The 24,754-nt window shown below is 73.2% G+C and carries 22 protein-coding genes; 18 read left to right on the top strand and 4 right to left on the bottom strand.

All coding sequences use genetic code 11. The annotated features are described in order from the left end of the window. The first annotated feature begins 103 nt into the window (after positions 1 to 103). On the top strand, positions 104 to 1,072 hold the full coding sequence (locus tag ACLQ2R_RS09370) for a hypothetical protein (protein ID WP_425958967.1): 969 nt from the start codon (positions 104 to 106) through the stop codon (positions 1,070 to 1,072). A 63-nt stretch (positions 1,073 to 1,135) separates the two neighbouring features. Further along, entirely contained in the window at positions 1,136 to 1,936 is an 801-nt protein-coding gene (gene thiD, locus ACLQ2R_RS09365) for a bifunctional hydroxymethylpyrimidine kinase/phosphomethylpyrimidine kinase (protein ID WP_425958966.1), read from the top strand. A 65-nt stretch (positions 1,937 to 2,001) separates the two neighbouring features. Here thiD and rpmB read toward each other — a convergent pair whose 3' ends face one another. Next, entirely contained in the window at positions 2,002 to 2,187 is a 186-nt protein-coding gene (gene rpmB, locus ACLQ2R_RS09360) for a 50S ribosomal protein L28 (RefSeq protein WP_012894387.1), read from the bottom strand. 256 nt (positions 2,188 to 2,443) lie between these two features. Between rpmB and ACLQ2R_RS09355 the strand changes: the two genes are divergently transcribed. The 10 genes from ACLQ2R_RS09355 to ACLQ2R_RS09310 all read left to right on the top strand — a co-directional run bounded on the left by ACLQ2R_RS09355 (position 2,444) and on the right by ACLQ2R_RS09310 (position 11,839). Then, positions 2,444 to 4,225: a DAK2 domain-containing protein gene (locus ACLQ2R_RS09355; RefSeq protein WP_425958965.1), complete on the top strand. Its 1,782-nt coding sequence runs from the start codon at positions 2,444 to 2,446 to the stop codon at positions 4,223 to 4,225. Positions 4,226 to 4,271: 46 nt separating this feature from the next. After that, positions 4,272 to 6,443, top strand: coding sequence for an ATP-dependent DNA helicase RecG (recG, locus tag ACLQ2R_RS09350; protein WP_425958964.1), 2,172 nt, complete (start codon positions 4,272 to 4,274; stop codon positions 6,441 to 6,443). 779 nt (positions 6,444 to 7,222) lie between these two features. Further along, positions 7,223 to 7,864, top strand: a complete 642-nt coding sequence (locus tag ACLQ2R_RS09345) for an RsmD family RNA methyltransferase (protein WP_425958962.1) — start codon at positions 7,223 to 7,225, stop codon at positions 7,862 to 7,864. An 18-nt stretch (positions 7,865 to 7,882) separates the two neighbouring features. After that, positions 7,883 to 8,359 carry a pantetheine-phosphate adenylyltransferase gene (gene coaD, locus ACLQ2R_RS09340; protein WP_386242504.1) on the top strand — a complete coding sequence of 159 codons (477 nt, stop codon included), beginning with the start codon at positions 7,883 to 7,885 and terminating at the stop codon, positions 8,357 to 8,359. Between the two features lie 66 nt (positions 8,360 to 8,425). After that, positions 8,426 to 8,980, top strand: a complete 555-nt coding sequence (locus tag ACLQ2R_RS09335; RefSeq protein WP_425958961.1) for a YceD family protein — start codon at positions 8,426 to 8,428, stop codon at positions 8,978 to 8,980. Between the two features lies 1 nt (position 8,981). Next, a complete protein-coding gene (rpmF, locus tag ACLQ2R_RS09330) occupies positions 8,982 to 9,161 on the top strand; it encodes a 50S ribosomal protein L32 (protein WP_012894381.1) in 180 nt (59 codons plus the stop codon). A 228-nt stretch (positions 9,162 to 9,389) separates the two neighbouring features. Continuing rightward, complete coding sequence (gene rnc / locus ACLQ2R_RS09325) at positions 9,390 to 10,121, top strand: ribonuclease III (RefSeq protein WP_425958960.1); 732 nt, start codon at positions 9,390 to 9,392, stop codon at positions 10,119 to 10,121. 55 nt (positions 10,122 to 10,176) lie between these two features. Further along, on the top strand, positions 10,177 to 11,043 hold the full coding sequence (gene mutM / locus ACLQ2R_RS09320) for a bifunctional DNA-formamidopyrimidine glycosylase/DNA-(apurinic or apyrimidinic site) lyase (protein ID WP_425958959.1): 867 nt from the start codon (positions 10,177 to 10,179) through the stop codon (positions 11,041 to 11,043). Between the two features lie 128 nt (positions 11,044 to 11,171). Then, positions 11,172 to 11,453 carry an acylphosphatase gene (locus ACLQ2R_RS09315; RefSeq protein ID WP_425959172.1) on the top strand — a complete coding sequence of 94 codons (282 nt, stop codon included), beginning with the start codon at positions 11,172 to 11,174 and terminating at the stop codon, positions 11,451 to 11,453. Between the two features lie 191 nt (positions 11,454 to 11,644). Then, positions 11,645 to 11,839, top strand: coding sequence for a hypothetical protein (locus tag ACLQ2R_RS09310; RefSeq protein ID WP_344894261.1), 195 nt, complete (start codon positions 11,645 to 11,647; stop codon positions 11,837 to 11,839). An 83-nt stretch (positions 11,840 to 11,922) separates the two neighbouring features. Here ACLQ2R_RS09310 and ACLQ2R_RS09305 read toward each other — a convergent pair whose 3' ends face one another. After that, the gene (locus ACLQ2R_RS09305; RefSeq protein WP_425959171.1) at positions 11,923 to 12,432 is read right to left on the bottom strand and encodes an alpha/beta hydrolase-fold protein; all 510 of its coding nucleotides are present in this window, start codon (positions 12,430 to 12,432) and stop codon (positions 11,923 to 11,925) included. Between the two features lie 818 nt (positions 12,433 to 13,250). Here ACLQ2R_RS09305 and smc point away from each other — a divergent pair. The 3 genes from smc (at position 13,251) to ACLQ2R_RS09290 (ending at position 19,539) form a co-directional block, all read left to right on the top strand. Continuing rightward, positions 13,251 to 16,934 (top strand): chromosome segregation protein SMC, encoded by a 3,684-nt coding sequence (smc, locus tag ACLQ2R_RS09300; RefSeq protein WP_425958958.1) that lies wholly within the window; start codon positions 13,251 to 13,253, stop codon positions 16,932 to 16,934. Positions 16,935 to 17,002: 68 nt separating this feature from the next. Then, complete coding sequence (gene ftsY, locus ACLQ2R_RS09295) at positions 17,003 to 18,187, top strand: signal recognition particle-docking protein FtsY (protein ID WP_425958957.1); 1,185 nt, start codon at positions 17,003 to 17,005, stop codon at positions 18,185 to 18,187. 755 nt (positions 18,188 to 18,942) lie between these two features. After that, positions 18,943 to 19,539, top strand: a complete 597-nt coding sequence (locus ACLQ2R_RS09290; protein ID WP_425958956.1) for a sigma-70 family RNA polymerase sigma factor — start codon at positions 18,943 to 18,945, stop codon at positions 19,537 to 19,539. Between the two features lie 127 nt (positions 19,540 to 19,666). Here ACLQ2R_RS09290 and ACLQ2R_RS09285 read toward each other — a convergent pair whose 3' ends face one another. Beyond that, positions 19,667 to 20,503 (bottom strand): EamA family transporter, encoded by an 837-nt coding sequence (locus ACLQ2R_RS09285; protein ID WP_425958955.1) that lies wholly within the window; start codon positions 20,501 to 20,503, stop codon positions 19,667 to 19,669. 86 nt (positions 20,504 to 20,589) lie between these two features. Between ACLQ2R_RS09285 and ACLQ2R_RS09280 the strand changes: the two genes are divergently transcribed. Then, complete coding sequence (locus ACLQ2R_RS09280; RefSeq protein ID WP_425958954.1) at positions 20,590 to 21,165, top strand: helix-turn-helix domain-containing protein; 576 nt, start codon at positions 20,590 to 20,592, stop codon at positions 21,163 to 21,165. A 78-nt stretch (positions 21,166 to 21,243) separates the two neighbouring features. On the opposite strand, the gene ACLQ2R_RS09275 is transcribed toward ACLQ2R_RS09280, so the two are convergent. Then, positions 21,244 to 22,578, bottom strand: a complete 1,335-nt coding sequence (locus ACLQ2R_RS09275; protein ID WP_425958953.1) for a hypothetical protein — start codon at positions 22,576 to 22,578, stop codon at positions 21,244 to 21,246. Between the two features lie 291 nt (positions 22,579 to 22,869). Here ACLQ2R_RS09275 and ACLQ2R_RS09270 point away from each other — a divergent pair, with 291 nt between their 5' ends. Together ACLQ2R_RS09270 and ACLQ2R_RS09265 are read left to right on the top strand one after the other, a co-directional pair. Then, entirely contained in the window at positions 22,870 to 23,526 is a 657-nt protein-coding gene (locus tag ACLQ2R_RS09270) for a response regulator transcription factor (protein WP_425958952.1), read from the top strand. Between the two features lie 80 nt (positions 23,527 to 23,606). Next, the gene (locus ACLQ2R_RS09265; protein WP_425958951.1) at positions 23,607 to 24,749 is read left to right on the top strand and encodes a sensor histidine kinase; all 1,143 of its coding nucleotides are present in this window, start codon (positions 23,607 to 23,609) and stop codon (positions 24,747 to 24,749) included. The last annotated feature ends 5 nt before the right edge of the window (positions 24,750 to 24,754 follow it).

Below are 24,754 nucleotides of genomic sequence, written 5' to 3'. Positions count from 1 at the left end.
GGGAGAGACACCTCCGGACCGGGGCAAACGCGAGCCGGAAGCCGCTCCGGAGCAGGACCGATGGAACGAGCCGGTCGGGCGCAGGCTCCGTCCCGAGGAGTCGGTGGTCACCGAGCCCTCGACGGGTTTCCTGGGGTCGGGGTGGACGTCGGAGTCCGAGACGTCCGGCTCGGCCGACCCGTGGCCCGAGGACGACGAGAAGCCCCGCGGACGGATCAGGACGGTACTGCTGGCCGTCGTCGCGGTGGCCGTGCTGCTCGGCGGCATCGTGGCCGGTGTCCGCGTGCTGACCGGCTCGGAGGGGCCCGCCGACTGCCCGCCCGCCGGTTGCGCCACGGCGGCGTCGAACCGGCCCGTCCCGGCGGACGAGTCCGCCGACCCCGGCGACACCGACACCGACCCCGACGGTAGCGGCGACGCCGCGCCGTCCGAGGACCCCTCGGAGGCCGGGGACGAGACAGGGGAGGCCACCCCCTCCCCGGCCCCCGCCACCACCCGCAGGGGTGACGGGGCCACCTCCGAGCCCCGGCCCACGACGACGCGCAGGGCCACGCGCGCCCCCAGGGGCGGTGAGGACACGCCGGAGGCCCGCGAGCCGTCACCCACCCGCAAGCCCGAGCCCGGGGCCACCACCGCCGAGCCCCTGGTCAACGACGATCCCGGCCCGGTCTCCACCGCGGTGCCCACGCCGGTCCCGAGCACGACCGCACCCACCGTTCCTGAGCCCGTACCCAGCACCGACGGCTCCCTGGAACGCCCGGCGCCGCTCGCCGGGGGCGCCGCGATCACGGTCGGAGCCGAGGTCGTGGACCGCGGGACCCGCACCTACACCGTCCGGCTCGTGCTCGCCGCCGAGGAGGGCGTCGACGGCCTCACGGTCAGCGTGCCGGTCAGCGGCGAGGTCTCCTCGCTGGAGGGCGCCGAATGGGACCAGGTCGGCGACGACCTGGTGATCGAGTCGCCGGCCGGTCTGGAGGCCGGTGGCCGGCTCGTGGTCACCTACACCGCGCGCGGGGACGCCGGCGTTCCGCGAAGCTGCCGGAGCGACCAGGGCGAGTGCGCCGTCGCCTGAACCGGTGCTCCCGGGGCCGTCGCCCGAGCCGAGGCCCGGGGTCCGGGCTGGTTGGATGGGGACATGACCGCTTCGACCCCCCCACGCGTCCTGACCGTCGCCGGTTCCGACTCCGGAGGCGGCGCGGGCATCCAGGCCGACCTGAAGACCATGCTGGCACTGGGGGTGCACGGCATGAGCGTGATCGCCGCCGTCACCGCCCAGAACTCGACGGGAGTCCAGGGCTACTGGGAGCTTCCCGCGGAGGCGGTGCGCGCCCAGCTCGACTCGGTGCTCGGCGACATCGGCGCCCAGGCGGTCAAGACCGGCATGCTCGCCTCACCCGTGCTGGTCGAGACGGTCGCCGAGGTACTGGCGGGGCTGGACGTGCCCGTGGTGGTCGACCCGGTCGGCGTCTCCAAGCACGGCGACCCCCTCCTGGCCCCCGAGGCCGTGGAGACGATGCGGTCGCGCCTGCTGCCCACCGCCACCGTGGTCACCCCCAACCTGTGGGAGGTCCTCCAGCTCACCGGGGTGAAGGTCGAGGACGAGTCCGACCTGCGCCGCGCCGCCGACGCCGTACTGGAGCTCGGTCCCACCTGGGCGCTCGTCAAGGGCGGTCACCTGCCGGGCGCGCCGGTGGACCTGCTGACCGACGGGAGCCGGGAGTTCCGCTTCACCGCCGAACGCCACGACAACCGCCACACCCACGGCACCGGCTGCACCCTGGCGTCGGCGATCGCCTCCCACCTGGCCCTCGGCGAGGACGTGCCCTCAGCGGTGGAGAGGGCCAAGGCGTACGTCACCGGCGCGATCGCGCACGGGTTCCCCCTGGGGGCGGGCATCGGCCCGGTGGACCACGCCTGGCGGCTGCGCTCGTCCTGACCTCTCCGGGAACGACGAAGCCCGCCGCCCCGGTGCCGGGACGGCGGGCTTCGCGAAGGCCGTACTTAGCGGGTGACCTTGCCCGCCTTGATGCAGGAGGTGCAAACGTTCAGCCGCTTCGGCGTGCCGTTCACCACTGCGCGCACGGGCTGGATGTTCGGGTTCCAGCGGCGGCGGGTGCGGCGGTGCGAGTGGGAGACGTTGTTGCCGAAAGTCGGCTTCTTAGCGCAAACGTCGCAAACGGAAGCCACGGTTCGCTCCTTAGATCAGTCGAGAGGCTCGATCCGCCGCACTGCCGGGCGGTCATCGGGCATGCCGGGACGACCGGCTGGCCATACGAGAATATCCGATGTCCGGTCGTGCACGCGAACGCGAGCCGCCATGAGCGGCCGGACGGGGATAATCTCCGGAGGCAACCGTAGCGCATCACGGGACGCGCCACGGCTGGTCGCGTACGAGAACGGTGTGGACGACGGCGCGAACGCGGCCGCGAGCAGGAGGTCAGGGATGTTGCAGGTTCTCGACCCGGCCGCGGTCCGCAGGTGGTCGCGGCTGGCCGCGGAGACGCTGGGCAGGGGACGTGAGGAGATCGACGCCCTCAACGTCTTCCCGGTGCCCGACGGCGACACCGGCACCAACCTGCACCTGACCATGCTCTCGGCGGCCGAGGCGCTCGACGGGCTGCCCGGCGACGCCGACGCGGCCCGCACCTGGCAGACACTCGCGCAGGGGGCGCTGCTCGGGGCCAGGGGCAACTCCGGGGTGATCGTCAGCCAGGCGCTGCGCGGCCTCGCCGAGGTGCTCGGGAAGGCCCGGGGGGACGGGCCCGACCTCGGGCGCGGACTGGTGAGGGCCGCCGAGCTGGCCCGCGCCGCCGTGTCCAGGCCGGTCGAGGGCACGATCCTGAGCGTCCTGACGGCCGTGGCCGCGGCGGTACGCGGCGAGCAGGACACCACCGGGCACCCGGACCCGGCCTCGACGGCGCGGAACGACCCCGCCCCGGCCACGCCGGACGACCGGGGCTCGGCCGCGCCGAGCGACCCGGCTCCGGACACGGGGAGCGGCCCGGCCCCGGCAAGGCGGGACGACCCCGTCCCGGACACGGGGAGCGGCCCGGCCCCGGCCGCGCGGAACGATCTCGCGTCGGTCGCGCGGAGCGCCGCGCGGGAGGCGCGCGCCGCGCTCCGCCGTACCCCCGACCAGCTCGACGTCCTGGCCCGCAACGGGGTGGTCGACGCCGGGGCCGCCGGTCTGGCCCTCATCCTGGAGAGCCTCGCCGCCGTCGTCACCGACTCCTACACCGGGCGGGTGGACGTCCCCGCCCCGGTCCGGCGCCCCGCAGGGGAGGCCGCGCGCCACGACCCCGGGGACACCGGGGAGGGCGCCGGGGTCCCCGGCTACGAGGTCATGTACCTCCTCGACGCCGGGGAGGCCGAGGTCGCGGCGCTGCGCGAGGAGCTGGACGCGCTCGGCGACTCGCTCGTGGTCGTGGGCGGCGACGGCCTGTGGAACGTCCACGTCCACGTGGACGACGCGGGCGCCGCCATCGAGGCGGCCGTGCGGCGGGGACGGCCCCACCGGATCATGGTGACGTACCTGTCCGGGCACGGCAGGACCCACCCGGCCACCCGGGGGCGGGGCGTGGTCGCGGTGGCCGCGGGGCCGGGACTGGCCGCGGTGTTCGAGGACGCGGGCGCCGTGGTCGTACGCCGCGAGCCCGGTTCGACCCCGTCGCTGGCCGCGGTGCTGGCCGCGATCAGGAAGGCCGGGTCGCAGGTCGTGGTCCTGCCCAACGACAGCGGTGTCCGCGAGGTCGCGATGGCCGCCGCGGAGATCGCCCGCGAGGAGGGCCTGACGGTCGGCGTGATCCCGACCAGGGCCTCGGTGCAGGGACTGTCGGCGCTGGCCGTGCACGATCCGCTGCGCCGGTTCGACGACGACGTGGTGGCCATGACCGAGGCCGCCGCGCACACCCGCCACGGCCACGTCTGGGAGGCCGACCGCGAGGTGATGACCAGCGCGGGCCTGGTCGTCCCCGGCGACGTCCTGGGGGTGGTCGACGGGGAGGCCGCGGTGATCGGCGCGGACCTGGCAGGCACCGCCCTGGAGGTGGTCCGTCGGCTGGTGTCCTCGGGCAGCGAGCTGGTCACCCTGCTGGAGGGCGCGGGGGCATGCGGGGAGCCGGCCCGCGCCGTGGAGGAGTACCTGGCCACCGCCAGGCCGGACGTCGAGGTGGTGCGCTACGAGGGCGGGCAGGGGGGCTATCCGCTGCTCATCGGCGTCGAGTGAGCCGGTCGCGGTGAATTCTGTCGCCCGGGCACGGTAGAAAACTCGGGTGACGAGCTTCGACGAGCCGCTGGCGAAGGCGCTGGACCCCAAGACGGCCAGGCTGCTGGAGAGCGTTCTCGACCTGCGCACCGTCGGCGACCTGCTGCGGCACTACCCGCGCCGCTACGCCGAGCGCGGCGAGCTCACCGACCTCGTCGACCTGCAGGTCGACGAGCACGTCACCGTGGTGGGCGAGGTCACCAGGGCCATGCGCAGGCCGATGCGCAACAAGGGCGGCACCTGGCTGGAGGTCGAGGTGGCCGACGCCCGCGGCAGCAAGATCTACCTGTCCTTCTTCGGGAAGACCTCGCACATCGCCGAGACGCGGCTGAAGCCCGGCAGGCGCGGCATGTTCGCCGGCAAGGTCGGCGCCTTCGGCCAGGGCGAGAAGCGCAAGTGGCAGCTCTCCCACCCCGAGTTCGAGATGATCGAGGAGGACGAGACCGGCGCCGAGGAGTTCGCCGCCGCGCTCGTGCCGATCTACCCGGCGGGCAAGGACGTGACGCCCTGGGCGATCCGCAGGGCGCTGGGCGTCGTCCTCGACACCATGGGCGAGCTGGACGACCCGCTCCCGGCCGCCCTGCGCGCCCGGCACCGGCTCCCCGGCCTGTCGGACGCGCTGCTGGCCGTCCACCGCCCCCGCGACCACGCCGACGTGAGCAGGGCCCGCAAGCGGCTCAGGTTCGACGAGGCGTTCCTGCTCCAGGCGGTGCTGCTGCAGCGCAAGATGGCGGCGGCCGCCTGGCCGGCCACGCCCCGGCCCGCGATCGAGGGCGGGCTGCTCGCCGACTTCGACGGGCGGCTGCCGTTCGAGCTCACCGAGGGCCAGCGCGAGGTGGGCGAGGAGATCGCCGCCGGCCTGTCCCTGCCCCATCCCATGCACCGGCTGCTCCAGGGCGAGGTGGGCGCGGGCAAGACCGTCGTGGCGCTGCGGGCGATGCTCCAGGTGGTCGACGCCGGGGGGCAGGCCGTGCTGCTGGCCCCCACCGAGGTGCTCGCCCAGCAGCACCACCGGTCGATCTCGGCCATGCTCGGGGACCTGGCCACCGGCGGCATGTTCGGCGGCACCGCGGTCGCCCTGCTCACCGGCTCGCTGGGCGCCGCGGCCCGCCGCTCGGCCATGCTCGACGCCGCCTCGGGCGCGGCCGGCATCGTCGTCGGCACCCACGCCGTGCTGCAGGAGCGCGTGCAGTTCGCCGATCTCGGCCTGGTGGTGGTGGACGAGCAGCACCGGTTCGGCGTGGAGCAGCGCGACGCCCTGCGGGAGAAGGCCGGTGGTGGCCGCCCGCACGTGCTGGTCATGACCGCCACGCCCATCCCGCGCACGGTCGCCATGACGGTCTTCGGCGACCTGGCCGTCTCCACGCTCTCCCAGCTCCCCTCCGGGCGCGCCCCGATCACCACGCACGTGGTCCCCGCGGCGGAGAAGCCGCACTTCCTCGACCGGGCCTGGACGCGGCTGCGCGAGGAGATCGGGCTGGGCCGCCAGGCGTACGTGGTCTGCCCGCGCATCGGCGACCTGGAGGGCGACGAGGGCGACCTGTCCAAGGCCGACGACGAGCGCAGGCCGCCGCTGGCGGTGCTGGAGGTGGCCGGGATCCTGTCGGCGGGCCCGCTGGAGGGGCTGCGCGTCGAGGTGCTGCACGGCAAGCTCCCGCCCGAGGACAAGGACGCGGTGATGAGGTCCTTCACCCGGGGGGAGATCGACGTCCTGGTGGCGACCACGGTCATCGAGGTCGGCGTCGACGTCCCCAACTCCTCGGTCATGGTCATCATGGACGCCGACCGGTTCGGCGTCTCCCAGCTCCACCAGCTCCGCGGCCGGGTCGGCCGGGGCGGGCTGCCGGGGCTGTGCCTGCTGGTGACCGACGCGCCGGGCGGCACGCCCGCCCGGGCACGGCTCGACGCGGTGGCGGCCACCCTGGACGGCTTCGAGCTGTCCCGTGTGGACCTGGAACAGCGCAGGGAGGGTGATGTGCTCGGGGTGGCGCAGTCGGGGCGCAGATCGTCGCTGAAGATGCTGGCGCTGCTGCGCGACGAGGAGGTCATCCACGCCGCGCGCCTGGACGCCGAGTCCATGCTGGAGGCCGATCCTGAGCTGGCGGGCCACCCGGTGCTCCGCGCCGAGATCGACAGGCTCCTCGCGGACGAGCGCGCCGAGTACCTGGAGAAGGCGTGACACCCGTCCGGAGCGCCTCGCGTGCCCTGGGCCTGTCGCGTGTTCCGGCCCGGTCGTGCGTCCTGGGCTTGCCGCGTGTCCTGGGCTTGCCGCGTGTCCTGGGCCTGCCGCGTGTCCTGGGCCTGCCGTGCGTCCGGGACATCTCGCGTGTCCCGGGTTTCCTACGAGTTCGGGGCGTATCGGGCGTTCGCGGGGCCTCGGGCCTTCTCGGTGCCTCGGGCGTCCGCGAGGTGTCGGGTCTTTCCGGTGCCTCGGGCGTCCGTGACGCCCCCGTTCCCGGGACCCCGGGCGTTCACAGGGGCTCCCGCCTCGGGCCGAAGGGCCCAACTGCGGGGACGGCCTCCCCCCGAATGCCGTCCCCGCCTGGGCCCACTCCCGGGTCAGGTGCCGAGAGCACCGGCGTGCGGAAGGGCTCACGATCACGCCGGTCGGCCTCCCCCTGGGTCACTTGGAGGCCGCAGGAAACATCATGCAAGGGACGGGCACCGGACGGAACGACCCTTGCGCTTTCGTCGCCACTCCTTGCCCACTCTTGACCTAGATCACCTGCCAGGACCCTTTTGACCTGCGGTTATGTGATGCGTCGCGACACGCCGTGCTGCGCGTACGCCACTCGCGGGCACCGGTCGCGGGCCGGATCGACGGTGTACGGAGGCCGGATCGGCGGAGCGTGCGCGGCGGGCTCCGCCGGGCCGGCGGGGGGCGCCACGGACACGGACACGGACACGGACACGGACACGGCCGGGGTGTGGGGTGTGGCGCGCTGAGAGGATGGCCCGGTGAGCCGAGTCATCGCGGGAAGCGCAGGGGGACGGCGGCTGGCCGTCCCGTCGGGGCGGGGGACCCGCCCCACGAGTGACCGGGCCAGGGAGGGGATCTTCTCCACGGTGGGGTCGCTGATCGGGCCGCTGGAGGGCTGCGCGGTGCTCGACCTGTACGCGGGCTCGGGCGCGCTCGGGCTGGAGGCGCTCTCCCGGGGAGCCGCCCACGTGGTGCTCGTGGAGTCGGACGCCCGCGCCGTACGGACGATCGGGCAGAACGTCGCGTCACTGGGCCTGGCCGGGGCGCGGGTCGTCGCCGACCGCGTGGAACGCCTGCTGGCCAGAGGCCCCGCGGCCCCCGTGCCGGAGCGGGATGCCGGGAACGCCGGGAACGCAGGGAACGCAGGGAACGCAGGGAACGCTGTGCGCGCGTACGACCTCGTGCTCGCCGACCCGCCGTACGCGCTGGGGGAGCAGGAGGTGCGGACGGTCCTGGAGCTGTTGCGCGACCGGGGGTGGCTGGCGCCGGACGCCCTGGTCGCGGTGGAGCGGGAGACCCGGGGTGGAGCCCTTTTGTGGCCGGAAGGGTACGAAGAGGAGAGGGTCCGTCGTTATGGCGAAGCGTCCGTTTGGTACGGTCGCGCCGCCGGGAATCCTTAGAGCAGCAGGGGGTCCACCTTGCGTCGTGTCGTCTGTCCGGGATCGTTCGATCCCGTCACGAACGGTCATCTCGACATCATCGGCCGGGCCTCCCGGCAGTACGACGAGGTCGTCGTGGCGGTGCTGATCAACATCGAGAAGAAGAGCCTCTTCACGGTGGAGGAGCGCATCCAGACGCTCCAGACCGTCACCAAGGAGTACGGGAACGTCCGCGTGGACAAGTTCCACGGTCTGCTGGTCGACTACTGCAGACAGCAGGAGATCCCCGCCATCGTCAAGGGTCTGCGCGCGGTCAGCGACTTCGACTACGAGCTCCAGATGGCCCAGCTCAACTACCGGATGTCGGGGGTGGAGACCCTGTTCATGGCCACCGGCCCCGAGGTCTCCTTCCTGTCGTCCAGCCGCATCAAGGAGATCGCCAAGTACGGCGGCAACGTGGCCGGACTGGTCCCGGACCTCGTGCAGGAACTCCTGGTCGAACGGCTCAGGGGCTAGGCACTGGTATTCTCTTGTTTCGGCCTTGCACGACGGCGATGATGCGCCATGCCTAAAGAGAGTGAAATGAACCAGCGTACCCTTGACCCCCGAGCCCCATGGGTGATCTCTACCCATGACCTGGGGCGACGGCCGGGATCGATGCGCCGGATGAGTCTCACCCTCCCGGCACCGGCGGACGTCGGCGTCGACATGATCGGCGTCCCCAAGGACGCCGACGTCGAGCTGGAGATCCGGCTTGAGGCGGTCATGGAGGGTGTGCTCGTCACGGGCACTGCGCGATCCCCGCTGCGGGGGGAGTGCGCACGCTGCCTGGAACCCGTCACCTCGGACACCGAGGTGGAGTTCCAGGAGCTGTTCTTCTACTCGGCAGAGGATGCTGCCGAGGGTGACTCGCTTCTCTACGGTGAACTTCTCGACCTCGAACCCGCGTTTCGCGACGCGGTCGTGCTCACGCTTCCGCTGAGCCCGGTCTGCAGTGAGGACTGCGCCGGGCTCTGTGTGGAGTGCGGGGTCAGGCTGGCGGATGCCGAGCCCGACCACGGCCACGAAGTCATCGACGCCCGCTGGGCCAAGCTGCAGGGCCTGGTTCCGGAACATAACAACGATCAGGAGAGCTGACGTGGCTGTCCCAAAGCGCAAGATGTCGCGGAGCAACACTCGCTCCCGCAGGTCGCAGTGGAAGGCCGCCGCGGTTTCGCTCGTGAGCTGCCCCCAGTGCCGCTCGCCGAAGCGTCCGCACGTGGCATGTCCGACCTGCGGCACGTACAACCGCCGTCAGGTGATCGAGCCCTCCGCCTGATCGCACGCTGACCGACGGTCGCCGGCCGGGCCCTCGTGGTCCCGGCCGGCGTCACCGTTCTCACCCCTGCGATGGCGGTCCGCCCGCGGCTGTGGTGGACGCCGGGGTTCGCGGTAGAACGCGTACCCTCTTTCCCGGCGCCCACCACGTCTTCGGGGTCTTCGGGCATCTCTTCCGTCCGCATCTTCGCCATCGCGCATTCGATCACCGAACGTGCGAGGAGAAGTCATGGCCACGAGCGTCAAGCCGGTCGCCGTCGAGTTCGTCAAGGACGAGCTGGGGCGCCTGCTGGCGGTCCATCTGGACGTCGCCATCCTGGAGCGGGCGCTGACGCACCGCTCCTACGCGTACGAGAACGGTGGCCTGCCCACCAACGAGCGTCTGGAGTTCCTGGGCGACTCGGTGCTGGGCCTGGTCGTCACCGACACCCTCTACCGCAACCACCCCGACCTGCCCGAGGGCCAGCTGGCCAAGCTCAGGGCCGCGGTGGTCAACATGCGCGCCCTGGCCGACGTGGCCCGCTCGCTGGGCCTGGGCCGCTTCCTGCGGCTGGGCCGGGGCGAGGAGGGCACCGGGGGGCGCGACAAGTCCTCGATCCTCGCCGACACCCTTGAGGCGCTGATCGGCGCGGTCTACGTGAACAGGGGCCTGGACGAGGCGTTCCGCGTCGTCCACCTGCTCTTCGACCCGCTCATCACCCGTTCGGCCTCGCTCGGCGCCGGGCTCGACTGGAAGACCTCCCTGCAGGAGCTCACCGCCTCGGAGTCGCTCGGCGTTCCCGAGTACCACGTCGAGGAGAGCGGGCCCGACCACGCCAAGTCCTTCACCGCGGTCGTCAGGGTCGGCGGGGAGGCATACGGCGCGGGCTCGGGGCGTTCGAAGAAGGAGGCGGAGCAGCAGGCCGCCGAGGCGGCCTGGAACCGGATCCGCCAGGACCGCGAACGGCGCGACGCGAGCTGATCAGGCGCGGCCGCCCCGGCACCACTGACGCCGCCGATCCCACGGAGGAGGGGCCATGCCCGAGCTGCCCGAGGTCGAGGTGGTCCGCCGCGGCCTGGAGCGATGGGTCTCCGGACGGGTGGTCGCCCACGCCGAGGTGCTCCACCCCAGGGCGATCAGGCGGCACCTGCCCGGCGCGGAGGAGTTCTCCTCCCGCCTCAAGGGCCGTACCGTCGGGGTCGCCGAGCGCCGGGGCAAGTACCTCTGGCTGCCGCTGGACGGCTCCGACGCGGTCCTGGCGCACCTGGGGATGAGCGGCCAGTTGCTGGTCGTGGAGCCCGGCTCGCCGCCGGAGAGGCACCTGCGCGTCCGGATGTCCTTCACCGACGGCGGCCCCGAGCTGCGCTTCGTCGACCAGCGGACCTTCGGCCACGTACTGGTGACCCCGATGGCGTACGCGAGCGGCCGGGCGGTGCCCGAGCCGATCGCGCACATCGCGGCCGACCCGTTCGAGGAGCACTTCGACGAGGTGGGGTTCGCCCGGCGGCTGCGGCTCCGTCAGACCGAGGTCAAGCGGGCGCTGCTGGACCAGTCCCTGATCAGCGGTGTCGGCAACATCTACGCCGACGAGGCGCTCTGGCGGGCCAGGCTGCACGGCGCCAGGCCCACCGGGGCGCTGACCGGGCCGAAGATCGCCGAGCTGCTGGCGGCGGCCCGGCAGGTGATGGCCGCGGCGCTGTCCGAGGGCGGCACCTCCTTCGACAGCCTGTACGTGAACGTCAACGGCGAGAGCGGCTACTTCGACCGGTCCCTCGCCGTCTACGGCAGGCGCGACCTGCCCTGTCCCCGGTGCGGGGCGCCGGTCGTCCGCGAGGCGTTCATGAACCGCTCCTCCTACAGCTGCCCCCGCTGCCAGCCCAGGCCGAGAAGGGTCCTGCGGTGACGGGGGTGGGCGACGGCCCGGGAGAGGCCGGGGTGGCCGGGGCCGGAGCGGCCGACGACACCGCGGCGGGCGGGGCCGGACCGCGTACGGCCGGGACGCACACGGCCGTGCCGGCCGGGGCCGGGACGGTGGACGCGGCGCGGGTGCGGCTCACGGCCTGGGTGCGGGGACGCGTGCAGGGGGTGGGCTTCCGCTGGTGGACGCGGTCCCGCGCCCTGGAGCTGGGGCTGACCGGCTGGGCGCGCAACACGGCCGACGGCCGGGTCGAGGTGGTCGCCCAGGGGTCGCGGGAGGCGTGCGCGAGCCTGCTGGAGCTGCTCCGGGGAGGCGACACGCCCGGGAGGGTGGACGGGGTCGTCGAGCGCTGGAGCGAGCCCAAAGGTACTCCCGAGGGGTTCAGGGAGCGCTGACCACTTCCCCAAACCACCCAAAATAAGGTATATTTGACCGTCGAGAGTGCCCATCGGTGCATCCATACGGAGCGTTCAACTTGACCGTCTCCCTCACCGGTGCGACTCTTGATAAAGAAACACGCGCACCCCTCCCGCGGCAAAGAAGTGCGCGAACCAGTCTGGTCACTCAGCGTGGAGGACCCTTTACTATGGCGAAGGCTCTACTCGGCCACGTCGGCGGTCCCGACCCTCGGATGGTCTCGGAAATGCGTCGCCTTCAGCAGCGCATCCGTGATCTCGAGGGAGAGCTCACCCGGCTCCAGGCCCAGAACGACGAACTCGCGGCAGGCAGTCGCGACGAGGAGTTCAACCGTCTGCAGGATCGCGAGCCGGCTCTCACCTAACGGGGCCGGGGCGTAAGGAACTGTCCAGGGACGCCTCGTCGGGGCGTCCCTTGTCATATGACACCACATATACCTTTTATGGGTTATGTGCGTCCTATATGTCGTGCCAGGAAGGCGAGCTGCTCGGGTAACACCCTGCGGCGGTAGGCCGTGTCCTGGCACCCGTCGGCGATCCCTCCCTCGGCCGTGGCGCCCAGCGCCTTGAGCGCCTTGAGCATGGTCTGGGTCTGGCGGGCCCACGCGTCGTGCTCACCGCAGCCCAGCCAGACCGGGATGCTCACGAGCTCGCGCAGCGGCGCCTGGGCCGCGCTCACCGCGGGAGACGCCGCGACGACCGCCCCCACCTGCTCGGGGCCGAGCTCCGCGGCCAGCCTCAGCGCCCCCGCGCCTCCCGAGGACCACCCCATCAGGCCGATCTTCGCCGTGTCCATCCCGTTCGAGGTCAGGTACGGCAGCAGCGCGCCCGGGATGTCGGCGGACGGCCAGTCGTCGATCGAGGCGACCGCGAAGCGCCCGCCGCCCGCCGCCAGGTAGCGGTGGACGGCGTAGGCGTCGAACGGCGTGCGCGCGTCCCCCGCGGCCCCGTGAAGCATGATCACGACCGGGAGTCCGTCCCCTGCGCCCGGCGGCAGCCCGACGATCACCCTCCGGCGGTCCACGCGGCTGCGCTGGAGCGTTCCAGGCGACGTCACGGGGGGCCGGGGGAGCGGGCCGCAGACGATCTGGGCGTACGCGCTCCGGATGCCGTCGGGCCCGAGTGCCAGCGCGGCCGCTCCCAGGCTCAGCGCGGTCAGCCCGCCACCGGCCAGGAAGGCGCGCCGCCCGGGGTGCCGCCCCTCGCCCCCGGGCTCCGCCTCCCGCGAACCGGCCGGGCGGGGTCCGGGAGACTCGGGCCTGAACGACCGGGATCCGGGAACCGGGGTCCCGCGCGGCCGGGACCCCGGAACCCCGGGTCCGTGCGGCCGGGGCTCCGGAACCTCGGGCCCGGGCGGCCGGGACCCCGGAACCTCCCGCCCGGACGGCGGGGACCCCGGCGGGTGCGACCTCGGCGGGTGTGGTCCCGGAGGGTGTGACGGAGCCTCGCTCTCACCGCGTTCCGCGTCCATGCACGGCACCATAGGCGGTGCGCGGGCGGGCGGGGGTGAAGAACGGTAGTCTTCCCGCGTGAACGCGGCCGCGGGCTGACGAGGGGGAACGCGCTCGTCGCCGCCGCGGAAGCGGCCAAGGACGACCAAGGACGACCAAGGACGACCGACGGCGGCCAAGGGTGATCGGCGGCGACCGACGACGGCCGGCGGCGGCCGGCGGCGGCCAAGAGCGGCCGAGGGCACTCGAAGGCGGTCGAGAGCGGCCGAGGGCACAGGACGCGCCTCGCCGGGTGGCGCGGCAGGACCGGGGAGGGGATGCCGGGGTGTACCTGAAGACCCTCACCCTGCGCGGGTTCAAGTCCTTCGCCTCGGCCACCACGCTCCGGTTCGAGCCGGGCATCACCGCGGTCGTCGGCCCCAACGGGTCGGGCAAGTCCAACGTGGTCGACGCCCTGGCCTGGGTGATGGGCGAGCACAGCGCGAAGTCGCTGCGCGGCGGCAAGATGGAGGACGTCATCTTCGCCGGCACCTCCTCGCGGGCGCCGCTGGGCCGGGCCGAGGTCACCCTGACCATCGACAACACCGACGGCATGCTCCCGATCGACTACACCGAGGTGACGATCAGCAGGCTGATGTTCCGGGCCGGTCAGAGCGAGTACGCGATCAACGGCGACACCTGCCGCCTGCTCGACATCCAGGAGCTGCTCTCCGACTCCGGCATCGGCCGCGAGATGCACGTCATCGTCGGCCAGGGCCAGCTCGACCAGGTGCTGCACGCCGGCCCCGAGGAGCGCCGGGCGTTCATCGAGGAGGCCGCGGGGGTCCTGAAGCACCGCAAGCGCAAGGAGAAGGCGCTGCGGAAGCTGGACGCGATGCAGGCCAACATGACCCGGGTGCAGGACCTGACCACCGAGCTGCGCCGCCAGCTCAAGCCGCTGGGCCGCCAGGCCGAGATCGCCAGGAAGGCCGCGGTCATCCAGGCCGACCTGCGCGACGCCAGGCTCCGGCTGCTCGCCGACGACGTGCTCACCCTGCGTACCGCGCTGGAGCGGGAGATGGCCGACGAGGCCGCCGTGCTGGCCCGCCGCGCCGCGGTGGAGACCGAGCTCGAACAGGGCCAGGTCGCCGAGGCCGAGCTGGAGGCCGCCGAGGCCCAGGCCCAGCCACGACTGGCCGCCGCCCAGGAGACCTTCTTCCGCCTTTCCTCCCTGCGCGAGCGCCTGCGCGGCCTGGCCGGTCTCGCCGCCGAACGGCACCGGAACGCCTCCGACACCGCCGTGGAGCGGCGCGGGCGCGACCCGGAGGACCTGGAGCGCGAGGCCGAGGAGGTGCGCGAGCAGGAACGCGTCCTGGCCGAGCACCTGGAAGGGGAGCAGGAGGCGCTCGCCACGGCCGTGGCCGCGCGTACCGAGACCGAGGCGGCACTGGCCGCGGAGGAACGGCGGCTCGCCGCCGAGGCCAGGGCCGCCGCCGACCGGCGCGAGGGCCTGGCCAGGCTCAGGGGGCAGGCCGGGGCCGCGCGCAGCCGCGCCACCGCGGCCGAGGAGGAGATCGGCAGGCTGCGCCGCTCGCTGGAGGAGGCCGAGCAGCGCGCCGGGACGGCACAGGCCGAGCACGACGGCCAGGAGCGCGCCGAACCGGCCGCCGATCCCGCCCTCGCCGAGGAGCTGGAGATCGCGCTGGAGACGGTCGAGCAGGCCAGGGAGTCGGTCGAGACGGCCAGGGCCGGGGTCGAGGCGGCCCGGGCCGCGGTCGCGGGCCCGGACGGGGCGCTCGGCGCGGCCAGGGCCGCCCTGACGGCGGCCCGTGAGGCCGACCAGCGGGCGCAGCGCCAGGTGGCCGCGCTGGAGGCCAGGTTCGAGGCGCTGGAGATGGGACTGGCCCAGGGGGCCGACGGGGCCGCCGCGCTGCTCGCCGGAGGGCTGACCGGGGTGCTCGGCCCGGTGGCCGCCATGCTCTCGGTGCGGCCCGGCGCCGAGGTGGCCGTCGCCGCCGTGCTCGGCGCGGCGGCCGAGGCCGTCGCGGTCGGGTCGTTGCAGGACGCGGCCGACGCGCTGGAGTTCCTCAGGAGCCGCGAGGCGGGCCAGGCGTCCCTGGTCGTCGCCTCGGGCGAGGCCGCGGCCCCGGCGGGCCGGGTGCCGCTGGAGGGCGCCGAGTGGGCCGCCGGCCTGGTCGTCGTCCCCGGCGAGCTGCGCGCGGCCGTCGCCGCCCTGCTCGGGGGCGTGCTGGTGGTGGACGACCTCGCGACCGCCAGGAAGGCGGTGGAGCAGTTCCCCGGCCTGCGCGCCGTCACCCGCTCCGGCGACCTGCTGGGCGCCCACGCCGCCAGGGGAGGCTCGCCCGGCGGCACCTCCGCCCTGCAGATGCGGGCCGCCCTGGACGAGGCCGCCGCGGACCTGGCCGGGGCCCGGACCGCGGCAGAGCTCGCCGCGGACGGGCTGGAGGAGGCGGCCGAGGCCGAGGCCGAGGCCCAGGTGGCGGTCGAGACCGCGCGGGGCGGGGTCGCCGAGGCCCAGACCGGTGTGCAGAACGCCCAGCGCGTCCTGGACGCGGCCCAGGCCGCGCTGGACCGGCTGCGGGCCAGGCAGCGCGAGGCCGACCAGCAGGTGGCCGCGGTGGCCAGGCGGCTCGCCCAGCTCGGCGCCGCCGCCAAGGCCGCCCGCGACGAGTGCGAACGGCTGGCGAAGGGCGTACGGGCCGCCGAGGAGGCGCGTGACCGGGACGCGGCGGGCCTGGCCGAGCTGGAGGAGCGGCTCGCCGCGGCCGTCGGGGCCGAGGAGGTCGAGCCCGAGCCCGCCACCGGCCTGCGGGACGAGCTCGCCGGGATCTGCGCGACGGCCCGGCAGGAGGAGATGGAGGCCCGTCTCGCCGTACGGACCGCCGAGGAGCGGGTCCGGGGCATCGAGGGCAGGGCCGAGGAGCTGACGCGCGCCGCCGAGCGCGAACGCGAGGAGCGTGCCCGGGCGGCCGAGCGCCGGACGCGCCGCCGCGAGCAGGCCCGTACGGCCCAGGCGGTCGTCCGGGGCACCGAGCTGACGCTGCGCGCGCTGGAGTCCTCGCTGACGGCCGCCGCCGCCGAGCGGGACGAGGCGGAGCTGGCGCGCGGGCAGATCGACGCCTCGCTCAAGGGCGTCCGGGTCCGCGTACGCGAGCTCTCCGGGGAGCTGGACAAGCTGGTCAACCGGGCGCACGGCAGCGAGATGGCCCGCACCGAGCAGCGCCTGCGCCTGGAGCAGCTCCAGACGCGGGCGGTGGAGGAGTACGGGGTCGAGACCGACACCCTCATCGCCGAGTACGGCCCGGACGAACCCGTGCCGGTGGACGAGGGCGACCCCGTGCCCTACGACCGCGACGAGCAGCTCAGGCGCGCCAAGGCGGCGGATCGCCAGATGGCCCAGCTCGGGAAGGTCAACCCGCTCGCGCTGGAGGAGTTCGCGGCCCTGGAGGAGCGGCACTCCTTCCTCACCTCGCAGCTGGAGGATCTCAAGAAGACCCGCCGCGACCTGCTGCTGGTGGTCAAGGAGGTCGACGAGCGGGTCGAGCAGGTCTTCGGGGCGGCCTTCGCCGACGTGGCCCGCGAGTTCGAGACGATCTTCACGCGGGTGTTCCCCGGCGGGGAGGGCAGGCTGCTGCTCACCGATCCCGAGGACATGCTGACGACCGGCGTGGAGGTCGAGGCCCGCCCGCCCGGCAAGAAGGTCAAGCGGCTCTCGCTGCTGTCGGGCGGAGAGCGGTCGCTGACCGCGGTGGCGTTCCTGGTGTCCATCTTCAAGGCCAGGCCCTCGCCGTTCTACGTGATGGACGAGGTGGAGGCCGCGCTGGACGACACCAACACCCAGCGCCTGCTGACGCTCTTCGAGGAGCTCCGGCAGACCTCGCAGATCATCATCATCACCCACCAGAAGCGCACGATGGAGATCGCCGACGCGCTGTACGGGGTGTCGATGCGCGGGGACGGCGTCACCCAGGTCATCAGCCAGCGCCTGCGGGAGAACGAGCCCGCCTGAGCGCGTGCGGGGCCCGGTCGAAGACCTGGGGAGCGAGCATCCCGGGGCGTCTGGAAAACTGTGGTCTTGTGGAAGCCTATCTCGGCATAATCGCGATCATCGCCGTCATCGCCCTGCTGACGGGCGGCGGCATGCTCCTGCTGTTCCGTTCGGCGCGCAGGACGCCGCCGCGGGTCGAACCGCCCGTGGCGCCGCCCGTCCCCGAAGGGACGCGGGCCCCGGGGGGCGGCACGGTCACGGACGAGGACGCGGCGACGACCACCGTGCCGCCTCCGGCCAGGCCGATCGAGCCCGCGGACGTCACCGTCCTGCCGCCGGTCGAGGTCCCGCCGCCGTCCGCGGGCCGGATGGTGCGGCTGCGCGCCCGCCTGGCCCGTTCGCAGAGCACGCTGGGCAAGGGCCTGCTGGAGCTGCTCTCCCGCGACCGTCTCGACGACGACGCCTGGGACGAGATCGAGGAGACCCTGATCACCGCCGACGTCGGCGTGGCGCCGACCAGGGCGATGGTCGACGAGCTGCGCACCCGCGTCAAGGTGCTGGGCAGCCGGACACCCGAGGAGGCGCGCGCGCTGCTGCGGGAGCAGCTGCTCGCCCAGATCGGCACCGACATGGACCGCACGCTGCACGTCACGCCGCACGGCGAGCGCCCGGCGGTGGTCCTGGTGGTCGGGGTCAACGGCACCGGGAAGACCACCACGACCGGCAAGCTGGCGCGCGTCCTCATCGGCGACGGCGGCAAGGTCGTGCTGGGGGCGGCCGACACCTTCCGCGCCGCCGCCGCCGACCAGCTGCAGACCTGGGGCGACCGGGTCGGGGCCGGGGTGGTGCGCGGTCCCGAGGGCGGCGACCCCGCCTCGGTGGCCTTCGACGCGGTCGCCGAGGGCATCAGGGAGAAGGCCGACGTGGTGATCGTCGACACCGCGGGCCGGCTGCACACCAAGACCGGCCTGATGGACGAGCTCGGCAAGGTCAAGCGCGTCATCGAGAAGAAGGCCACCGTGGACGAGGTGCTGCTCGTCCTGGACGCGACCACCGGCCAGAACGGCATGCGCCAGGCCCGCGTGTTCGCCGAGGTGGTCAACATCACCGGCATCGCGCTGACCAAGCTCGACGGCACCGCCAAGGGCGGGATCATCATCTCCGTCCAGCGCGAGCTGGGCGTCCCGGTCAAGCTGGTCGGGCTCGGCGAGGGCCCGGACGACCTGGCCCCCTTCGACCCCGAGGTCTTCGTGGACGCGCTCCTGGGCGATTGACCCGGGCACTTCCGGGTGTGTCCCCGCCGTTTCCCCGAGGCTTTCTGGCGTCTCCGCGCTCCCTCCTTTCGGTGTCCTTGCCGTGTCTCCGGACGCTTGCGGGTGCTCAGGCGGTTCCCCCGTCCCGCCCGTGATCACGGGCGGGACGGGGAACGCGTGCCGTGAGACCGGAGTCCCACGGTCGCGGAGGCGAATGTCCCGCGCCAATAAGAAAAAGGGTAAAACGGGCATCTCACGAGGGCGTACCGCCGAAGAATCGGAAAAGGGCGCTCGGGGATGAACCGGCGGGCTTTGCCCGACGTCTCTGAAGGGGAGATTAAGTCCTCGGTACGCGGGAAGCGGGGAGACGTGAAGACAGGTGTCGCAGCTTCTGTGAACACCGGGCGCGGCCTGACGGGCGTTCGTGGCCGTACGGCCTCGTGTCCGGTGGCGTGTCCGGCGATCACGCGCTCCGGCCGGGCGGCCGTGGTGCGACCCGCCTCTTCCCGCGCCCCGAAAGATGGATCTACCAGGGCTTATGTGATGATGGACACATCCCCTGCCGAACCAGGGGAACGATGTTACTCTATTGAGACTTATCCGGCTGTAGGGCGTGTCGCACCCGCCATGGACGCAGTCATCGATACTCCTCCCGGCCCCGTGAAGCTTTTAACGGCCCCCTTACGGGGTGCCTGCGAGCATCGAGTACGCCGCCGGAAAGGGTGCGTCAGGACTGTGCCGGGCGGTAGTGGGGGGAAGAGCGCGAGGGGGACTGAATGATCACGATGACGGAAGAGCAGCGCCAGGACTGGTTCGAGCGTGACGTCGTGCCGGTCACCAGCCAGCTCTACGCGTCCGCGATGCGTCTGACCCGCAACACCGCCGACGCCGAGGACCTCGTCCAGGAGACCGTCACCAAGGCGTTCACGTCCTACCACCAGTTCCGCGAGGGGACCAACCTCAAGGCGTGGCTCCACCGCATCCTGACCAACAACTTCATCAACGACTACCGCAAGAAGCAGCGTTCGCCCAAGCTCTCGGCCACCGAGGAGATCGAGGACTGGCAGCTCGCCGCCGCCGAGTCCCACACCTCCAGCGGGCTGAAGTCCGCCGAGAACGAGGCGCTGGACCAGCTTCCCGACAGCGCGGTGATGAACGCCCTGCGCGCTCTGCCGGAGGACTTCCGGGTGGCCGTCTACCTGGCCGACGTCGAGGGTTTCGCGTACAAGGAGATCGCCGAGCGGATGGGCACCCCCATCGGCACGGTCATGTCGCGCCTGCACCGGGGGCGCCGCCAGCTCCGCAGCATGCTCGAGGAGTACGCCCGCGAGGAGGGCGGCTTCCGGCTGTCCGCCCAGATCCAGGTGGCCTGACCCGCCACCCGGACGGGTCCGGGCCCTGCGGCCCGCCCTTCCCCGACGATCCGGTCCTCGTCGTCGTGCGCGATCGACCGGCCGCGCCGGCCGCACATGATCAGGTGGATGCGCCGATCGTACGTGATCAGCCGGCCGCGATCAGTGCGACCGCACCCAGGGTGAAGCCCACCCCCACCACCTGCACGATGTTGAGCCGCTCCCCGAGCACCTGACGGGCCAGCAGCAGGGTGCTCGCCGGGTACAGCGAGACCAGGACGCCGACGAGGCTCAGCATGCCGCGCTGCTGGGCGAGCATGAAGAGCACGTTCGCCGCCATGTCGAGGAGACCGGCCCCCAGGATGAGGGGCATCGCCCCGGACTCCGGGCGCAGGGCGCGGCCGGTGGCCAGGGCCAGCAGCCCGATCACGGCGACCGAGGCGACGCGGGCGCCGATCAGCGGCCAGATGCCGCCACCCTCGGGAACCTGGGCGAGCAGGATGAAGAACCCGCCGAACCCCGCCCCCGCGGCCAGCGAGGCCAGGATCGAGCCGTACCCCCCGCTCGACGTCTCGCTCGAGGAGGCGCGGCTCACCAGCAGCACCGCCAGCAGCGCCAGGACCACCCCGCCGAGCGCCACCGACGACGGGCGCTCGCCGACGCCGAGCCCGAACAGCACCGGCAGCACCGCCGAGACCGTGGCGGTGATCGGCGCCACCACCGACATCACGCCGGTGGCCAGCGCCCGGTAGAACAGCAGCACGGCCAGCGCGCCGGAGATGCCGGAGGCCGAGCCCCAGGCCAGCGTCGCGAGGGTGGGCGTCCCCGGCAGGACCGGCAGCAGGGCCAGGGCCAGCAGCAGCCCGGCGGCCTGGGACAGGACCACCACCGCGAACACCCGTGCCCGGCGGGTCGCCAGGCCGCCGAGGAAGTCGGCGGTGCCGTACACCGCCGCGCAGGCCGTCGCGAGTATCACTGCCGTCATGCCGTCCCCCTAGTTCAATACAGTGAACTGTCAGGACAATATACGAAGTGCAATGGAGTGCCAAACGAGTTCACTACAATGAACTCATGGACCCAGAGACGATCACCGCGGCGGTCGCCAACAACGTGAGGGCCCAGCGGGCGCACCGGCAGATGACCCTCGACGAGCTCGCCGCGCGCTCGGGGGTGAGCCGGGGCATGCTGGTCCAGGTCGAGCAGGCCAGGACCAACCCGAGCATCAGCACGCTGACCCGCATCGCCGACGCGCTCGGGGTGACGGTCGCGCGGATGGTCGAGGTGTCCGACACCCCCGTGGTCAGGGTGGTCAACGGCGCCGACGTCATCACGTTCCAGCACGGCCGTTCCAGCACGGCGCGGCTGCTGGTCGGCACCGACGCCCCCGCCATCCTGGAGCTGTGGGACTGGTGGCTGGCCCCCGGCGACCACCACGACGGCGACGCCCACCCGCCGGGCACCCGCGAGATGCTGACCGTGCTGGAGGGGACGCTCACCCTCTCGGTGTACGGCAGGAGCCACACCGTGGAGACCGGCGACGCCGTCGTGTTCAGCGCCGACCGCCCCCACCGGTACGCCAACGAGGGCGGCGGCGCGCTGCGGTTCATGATGGTGGTCACCGAGCCCCGGGAGACGCCCGACCGCTGAGGGCACGCCCTGCCCGGACCCGCCACCCGGGGCTCGCGCCCGGCTCGGGGCTCGCGCGGCCGGGAGGGCGTGCCCGGCTCAGGGTTCGCGCGGGCCCGGCCGTCCCGCCGTGGGGCGGGCACGAACCCGTCGTGCGAGGGCCGCCCCGGCCAGGGCCGCGGCGAGGCACGCCGCGGGGATCGAGGGCAGTACGTAACGGTGGTCGAAGTCCAGCGCGGCGACCGGGGCGACGAGCAGGAAGACGGCCGTCGCCCACGGCAGCAGGGCCGCCCGGCGTCGCCCGGCCGCTCCGATCCCGCCGAGCAGCAGGAGCGCCCCGAGCAGCGGGCCGTGCAGGATGCCGGGATATACGTACGCGCCCAGGATGTCCCCGTACGGCTGGACCGACGACATCCCCCGGACATCGCCGTCGTAGTCCCCGCGCACCCGGTCGATCAGCGGGAAGGACGGCAGCGACCAGGAGCCGACCGGGAACGTCAGGGCCGGGGAGACCCGCAGGGGGTGGCGGACCGGGGTCGGGGAGAAGGTGAGCGCGGTGTCGCGGGCCACCTCGCGCAGGTAGTCCAGCGGCTGGGCGGCGATGGCGCGCAGCGCGAAGGACCTGGCCAGGTCGTTGTGGGCGAACCGGCCCCCCGGCAGCCTGTTCAGCGAGGCGCCGGCGGCCCATACGTACTCGGACGCGGCGTCGACGACGGTGCCGTTCGGGCAGAGGACGGCCTCCGCGGCCGGGGGCCTGATCACCGAGCAGTCGGCGAACGTCATCGTGCGCGCCCACAGCGCCACGCCGTCGGAGCCGCTGAGCGCGAACCGCCCGTGGTGCTGGTGGTACCAGCCCGCGTACGCGGCCAGCGGGAGCAGCCCGGCGACGGCCAGCGCCAGCACCCGCCGCCGGCCGGCGCGCCGCAGGAGCAGGTGGAGCAGGACCAGTCCCAGCAGCGGCACCGCGACCGTACGGGTGAGCCCGGCCAGTGCCAGCAGCAGGCCCGCCACGGCGACCGCCCGCACCGACGGCCTGGCCCGCCACATCAGGACCGTCAGGGCGGCGGTGATGAGGAGGATGAGCTGGGTGTCGGAGAGCACGGCGTGTTCGAGCCGCAGAAAGGCGGGGTTGAACAGCACGGGCAGGGTCGCCAGGGTCGCACCCCACCAGGGGAGCGCGTGACGGCGCAGCACCAGGTAGATCATCGTCCCCGTGCCGAGGCCCATCGCGTGCTGGACGCCCGCGATGAGCTCCACGCTGTGGAAGGGCAGCAGCAGCCGCAGCAGGAAGGGGTAACCGGCCGGGTGGAACGCGCCGGAGGGCGCCAGGTGGACGGCCGTGTCCAGGTAGGTGAAGGAGTCGTACCAGTAGAGCTGCGCGGTGTCGTAGCCGAGCATGACGAGCACGCGCAGCCCCGCCGCCAGGACGGCCACCACGACGAACGGCCGGTGGGCACCGAGACCGCGGCGAAGGGCATCAAGGGCACCGAGACCGCGAAGGGCGCCGGGCCGTCCGCGGTGGCCGTCGCCTCCGGGCGGGGCGGGTACGGGCCGGACCTCGCCGGGTGAGCTGAGCATGGACGTCCCCCGTTCCAGGGCCGGGGAATTCCCGGCACGGTGGGAGCAGTCCAGCGATCGGCCGATAATCTTGGCGTCACCATGTTCGGTTATGCCCGCGTTATGCCGTCCGTGAGACGCTGACGCGATTCGGAGCCGGGGGGTGTCGTGCGGGTACTGGTCGTCGAGGACGAGTCGATGCTCGCCGACTCGATCGCGGAGGGGCTGCGCGGGGAGGCGCTCGCCGTCGACGTCGCCTACGACGGGGAGGCCGCGCTGGAACGGCTGCGGCTCCACGACTACGACGTGCTCGTCCTCGACCGTGACCTGCCCGGCGTGCACGGTGACGAGGTGTGCAGGACCGTGGTCGCCGACGGGGCACACGTGCGGATCATCATGCTCACCGCGGCGGGCGACGTCCGCTCGCGGGTGGCGGGCCTGTCCCTCGGCGCCGACGACTACCTGCCCAAGCCGTTCGCGTTCGAGGAGCTGACGGCCCGCGTGCACGCGCTGGGACGCCGGGCACGGCCCGCCGATCCGCCGTTGCTGAAGCGGGCGGGCATCAGCCTGGACCGGGCGCACCGGCAGGTGTTCCGCGACGGCCTCTACGTACCGCTCGCCCGCAAGGAGTTCGGCGTGCTGGCCGAGCTGCTGCGCGCCGGTGGGGCGGTGGTCTCCAGCGAGACGCTGCTGGAGAAGGTGTGGGACGAGCACACCGACCCGTTCACCAACACCGTGAGGACGACCATGATGAAGCTGCGCCGCAAGCTCGGTGACCCCCCGGTCATCGAGACCGTCACGGGAGCCGGGTACCGCATCCCGTGAGTGCGACGAGTTCCGCCGGCGCCCCGGGGTCCACGAGTTCCAGGACTTCCAGGACTTCCGGGGGTTCCGTGAGGACGAGCGTGCGGCTGAGGTTCGCCCTGGTCTGCGGCGGGGTGTTCCTCCTCGCGGGAGTCCTGTTGCTCGCCGCGGTCGCGCTCGTCGTACGGCACAGCCTGGAGCCTCGCGACGGGCTGCGTCATCCCCGGTACATCCAGGTCGGGAACGTCCAGTACGTGCCGTGGGACCACGAGTACCGGGTGGCGGAGCAGCGGGTCGCGCGGGTCAGGCGCGTCTATCAGGCCGACACGGTCCGTAACGTCCTCACCGTGGGCGGCCTGGCCCTCCTGCTGGCCTCCGCGACGGCCGCGACGGCCGGATGGCGGTTCGCGGGCTGGACGCTCCGCCCGGTGAGGTCGGTGGCCGCGAGCGCCCGGAGCATCGCCCAGAGCCACGACCTCAGCGGGCGCATCGCCCACGACGGTCCGCAGGACGAGGTCAAGGAACTCGCCGACACCGTCGACATCGTCCTGGCCCGCCTGGCCCGCTCCTTCGACGGCCAGCGGCGCTTCGTCGCCAACGCCTCCCACGAGCTGCGCACCCCGCTCACCATCAACCGCACCCTGGTGGACGTGGCGGTACGGCGGCCCGACGCGACCGAGGACGTCAGGCGGCTCGGGGAGTCCCTGCTGCTGGTCAACGCCCGGCACGAGCGGCTGATCGACGGACTGCTCGCGCTCGCCGAGGGCGAGCAGGCGGTCCTCGACCGCCGCCCCTTCGACCTGACCGACGTGGTCGAGCACGTGCTCGACCTGGCGGGCAAGGAGGCCGGCGAGCGCGAGGTGGTCGTCCACCGGCTGCTGGACCCGGCGCCGACCGCCGGTGAGCCGGTGCTGGTCGAGAGGCTCGTGCAGAACCTCGTGGAGAACGCAATCCGGCACAACCACGGGGGCGGCCAGGTGTGGGTGTCCACCCGGCAGCGCGTCGACCGCGTGGAACTGGTGGTGGCGAACACCGGGCTGCCCGTCCCGCCCTACGAGATCGAGGCGATCTTCGAGCCGTTCCGGCGGCTGCACGGGGACCGGCTGCGTTCCGACCGTGGCAGCGGCCTGGGGCTGTCGATCGTCAGGGTCGTCGCCGAGGCCCACGGCGGCACCGTGACCGCGAGCTCCCGGGAGGAGGGCGGCCTGACGATCGCCGTCGAGCTGCCGCGCGCGGAGCCCTGACGGGT

The sequence above is a fragment of the Streptosporangium sp. DT93 genome (assembly GCF_049844535.1).
Taxonomy (GTDB): Bacteria; Actinomycetota; Actinomycetes; order Streptosporangiales; family Streptosporangiaceae; genus Streptosporangium.
This window is presented reverse-complemented; position numbering and strand designations above follow the sequence as displayed.

What these genes read in the sequence shown, in the direction of transcription:
- rnc (WP_425958960.1), top strand. Translation starts at nt 9,390, where the DNA reads ATGGCCACGAGCGTCAAGCCGGTCGCCGTCGAGTTCGTCAAGGACGAG.
- ACLQ2R_RS09355 (WP_425958965.1), top strand. Translation starts at nt 2,444, where the DNA reads ATGTTGCAGGTTCTCGACCCGGCCGCGGTCCGCAGGTGGTCGCGGCTG.
- ACLQ2R_RS09310 (WP_344894261.1), top strand. Translation starts at nt 11,645, where the DNA reads ATGGCGAAGGCTCTACTCGGCCACGTCGGCGGTCCCGACCCTCGGATG.
- ACLQ2R_RS09290 (WP_425958956.1), top strand. Translation starts at nt 18,943, where the DNA reads ATGATCACGATGACGGAAGAGCAGCGCCAGGACTGGTTCGAGCGTGAC.
- ACLQ2R_RS09285 (WP_425958955.1), bottom strand. Translation starts at nt 20,503, where the DNA reads ATGACGGCAGTGATACTCGCGACGGCCTGCGCGGCGGTGTACGGCACC.
- ACLQ2R_RS09280 (WP_425958954.1), top strand. Translation starts at nt 20,590, where the DNA reads ATGGACCCAGAGACGATCACCGCGGCGGTCGCCAACAACGTGAGGGCC.
- thiD (WP_425958966.1), top strand. Translation starts at nt 1,136, where the DNA reads ATGACCGCTTCGACCCCCCCACGCGTCCTGACCGTCGCCGGTTCCGAC.
- ACLQ2R_RS09305 (WP_425959171.1), bottom strand. Translation starts at nt 12,432, where the DNA reads ATGCTTCACGGGGCCGCGGGGGACGCGCGCACGCCGTTCGACGCCTAC.
- mutM (WP_425958959.1), top strand. Translation starts at nt 10,177, where the DNA reads ATGCCCGAGCTGCCCGAGGTCGAGGTGGTCCGCCGCGGCCTGGAGCGA.
- ACLQ2R_RS09335 (WP_425958961.1), top strand. Translation starts at nt 8,426, where the DNA reads ATGAACCAGCGTACCCTTGACCCCCGAGCCCCATGGGTGATCTCTACC.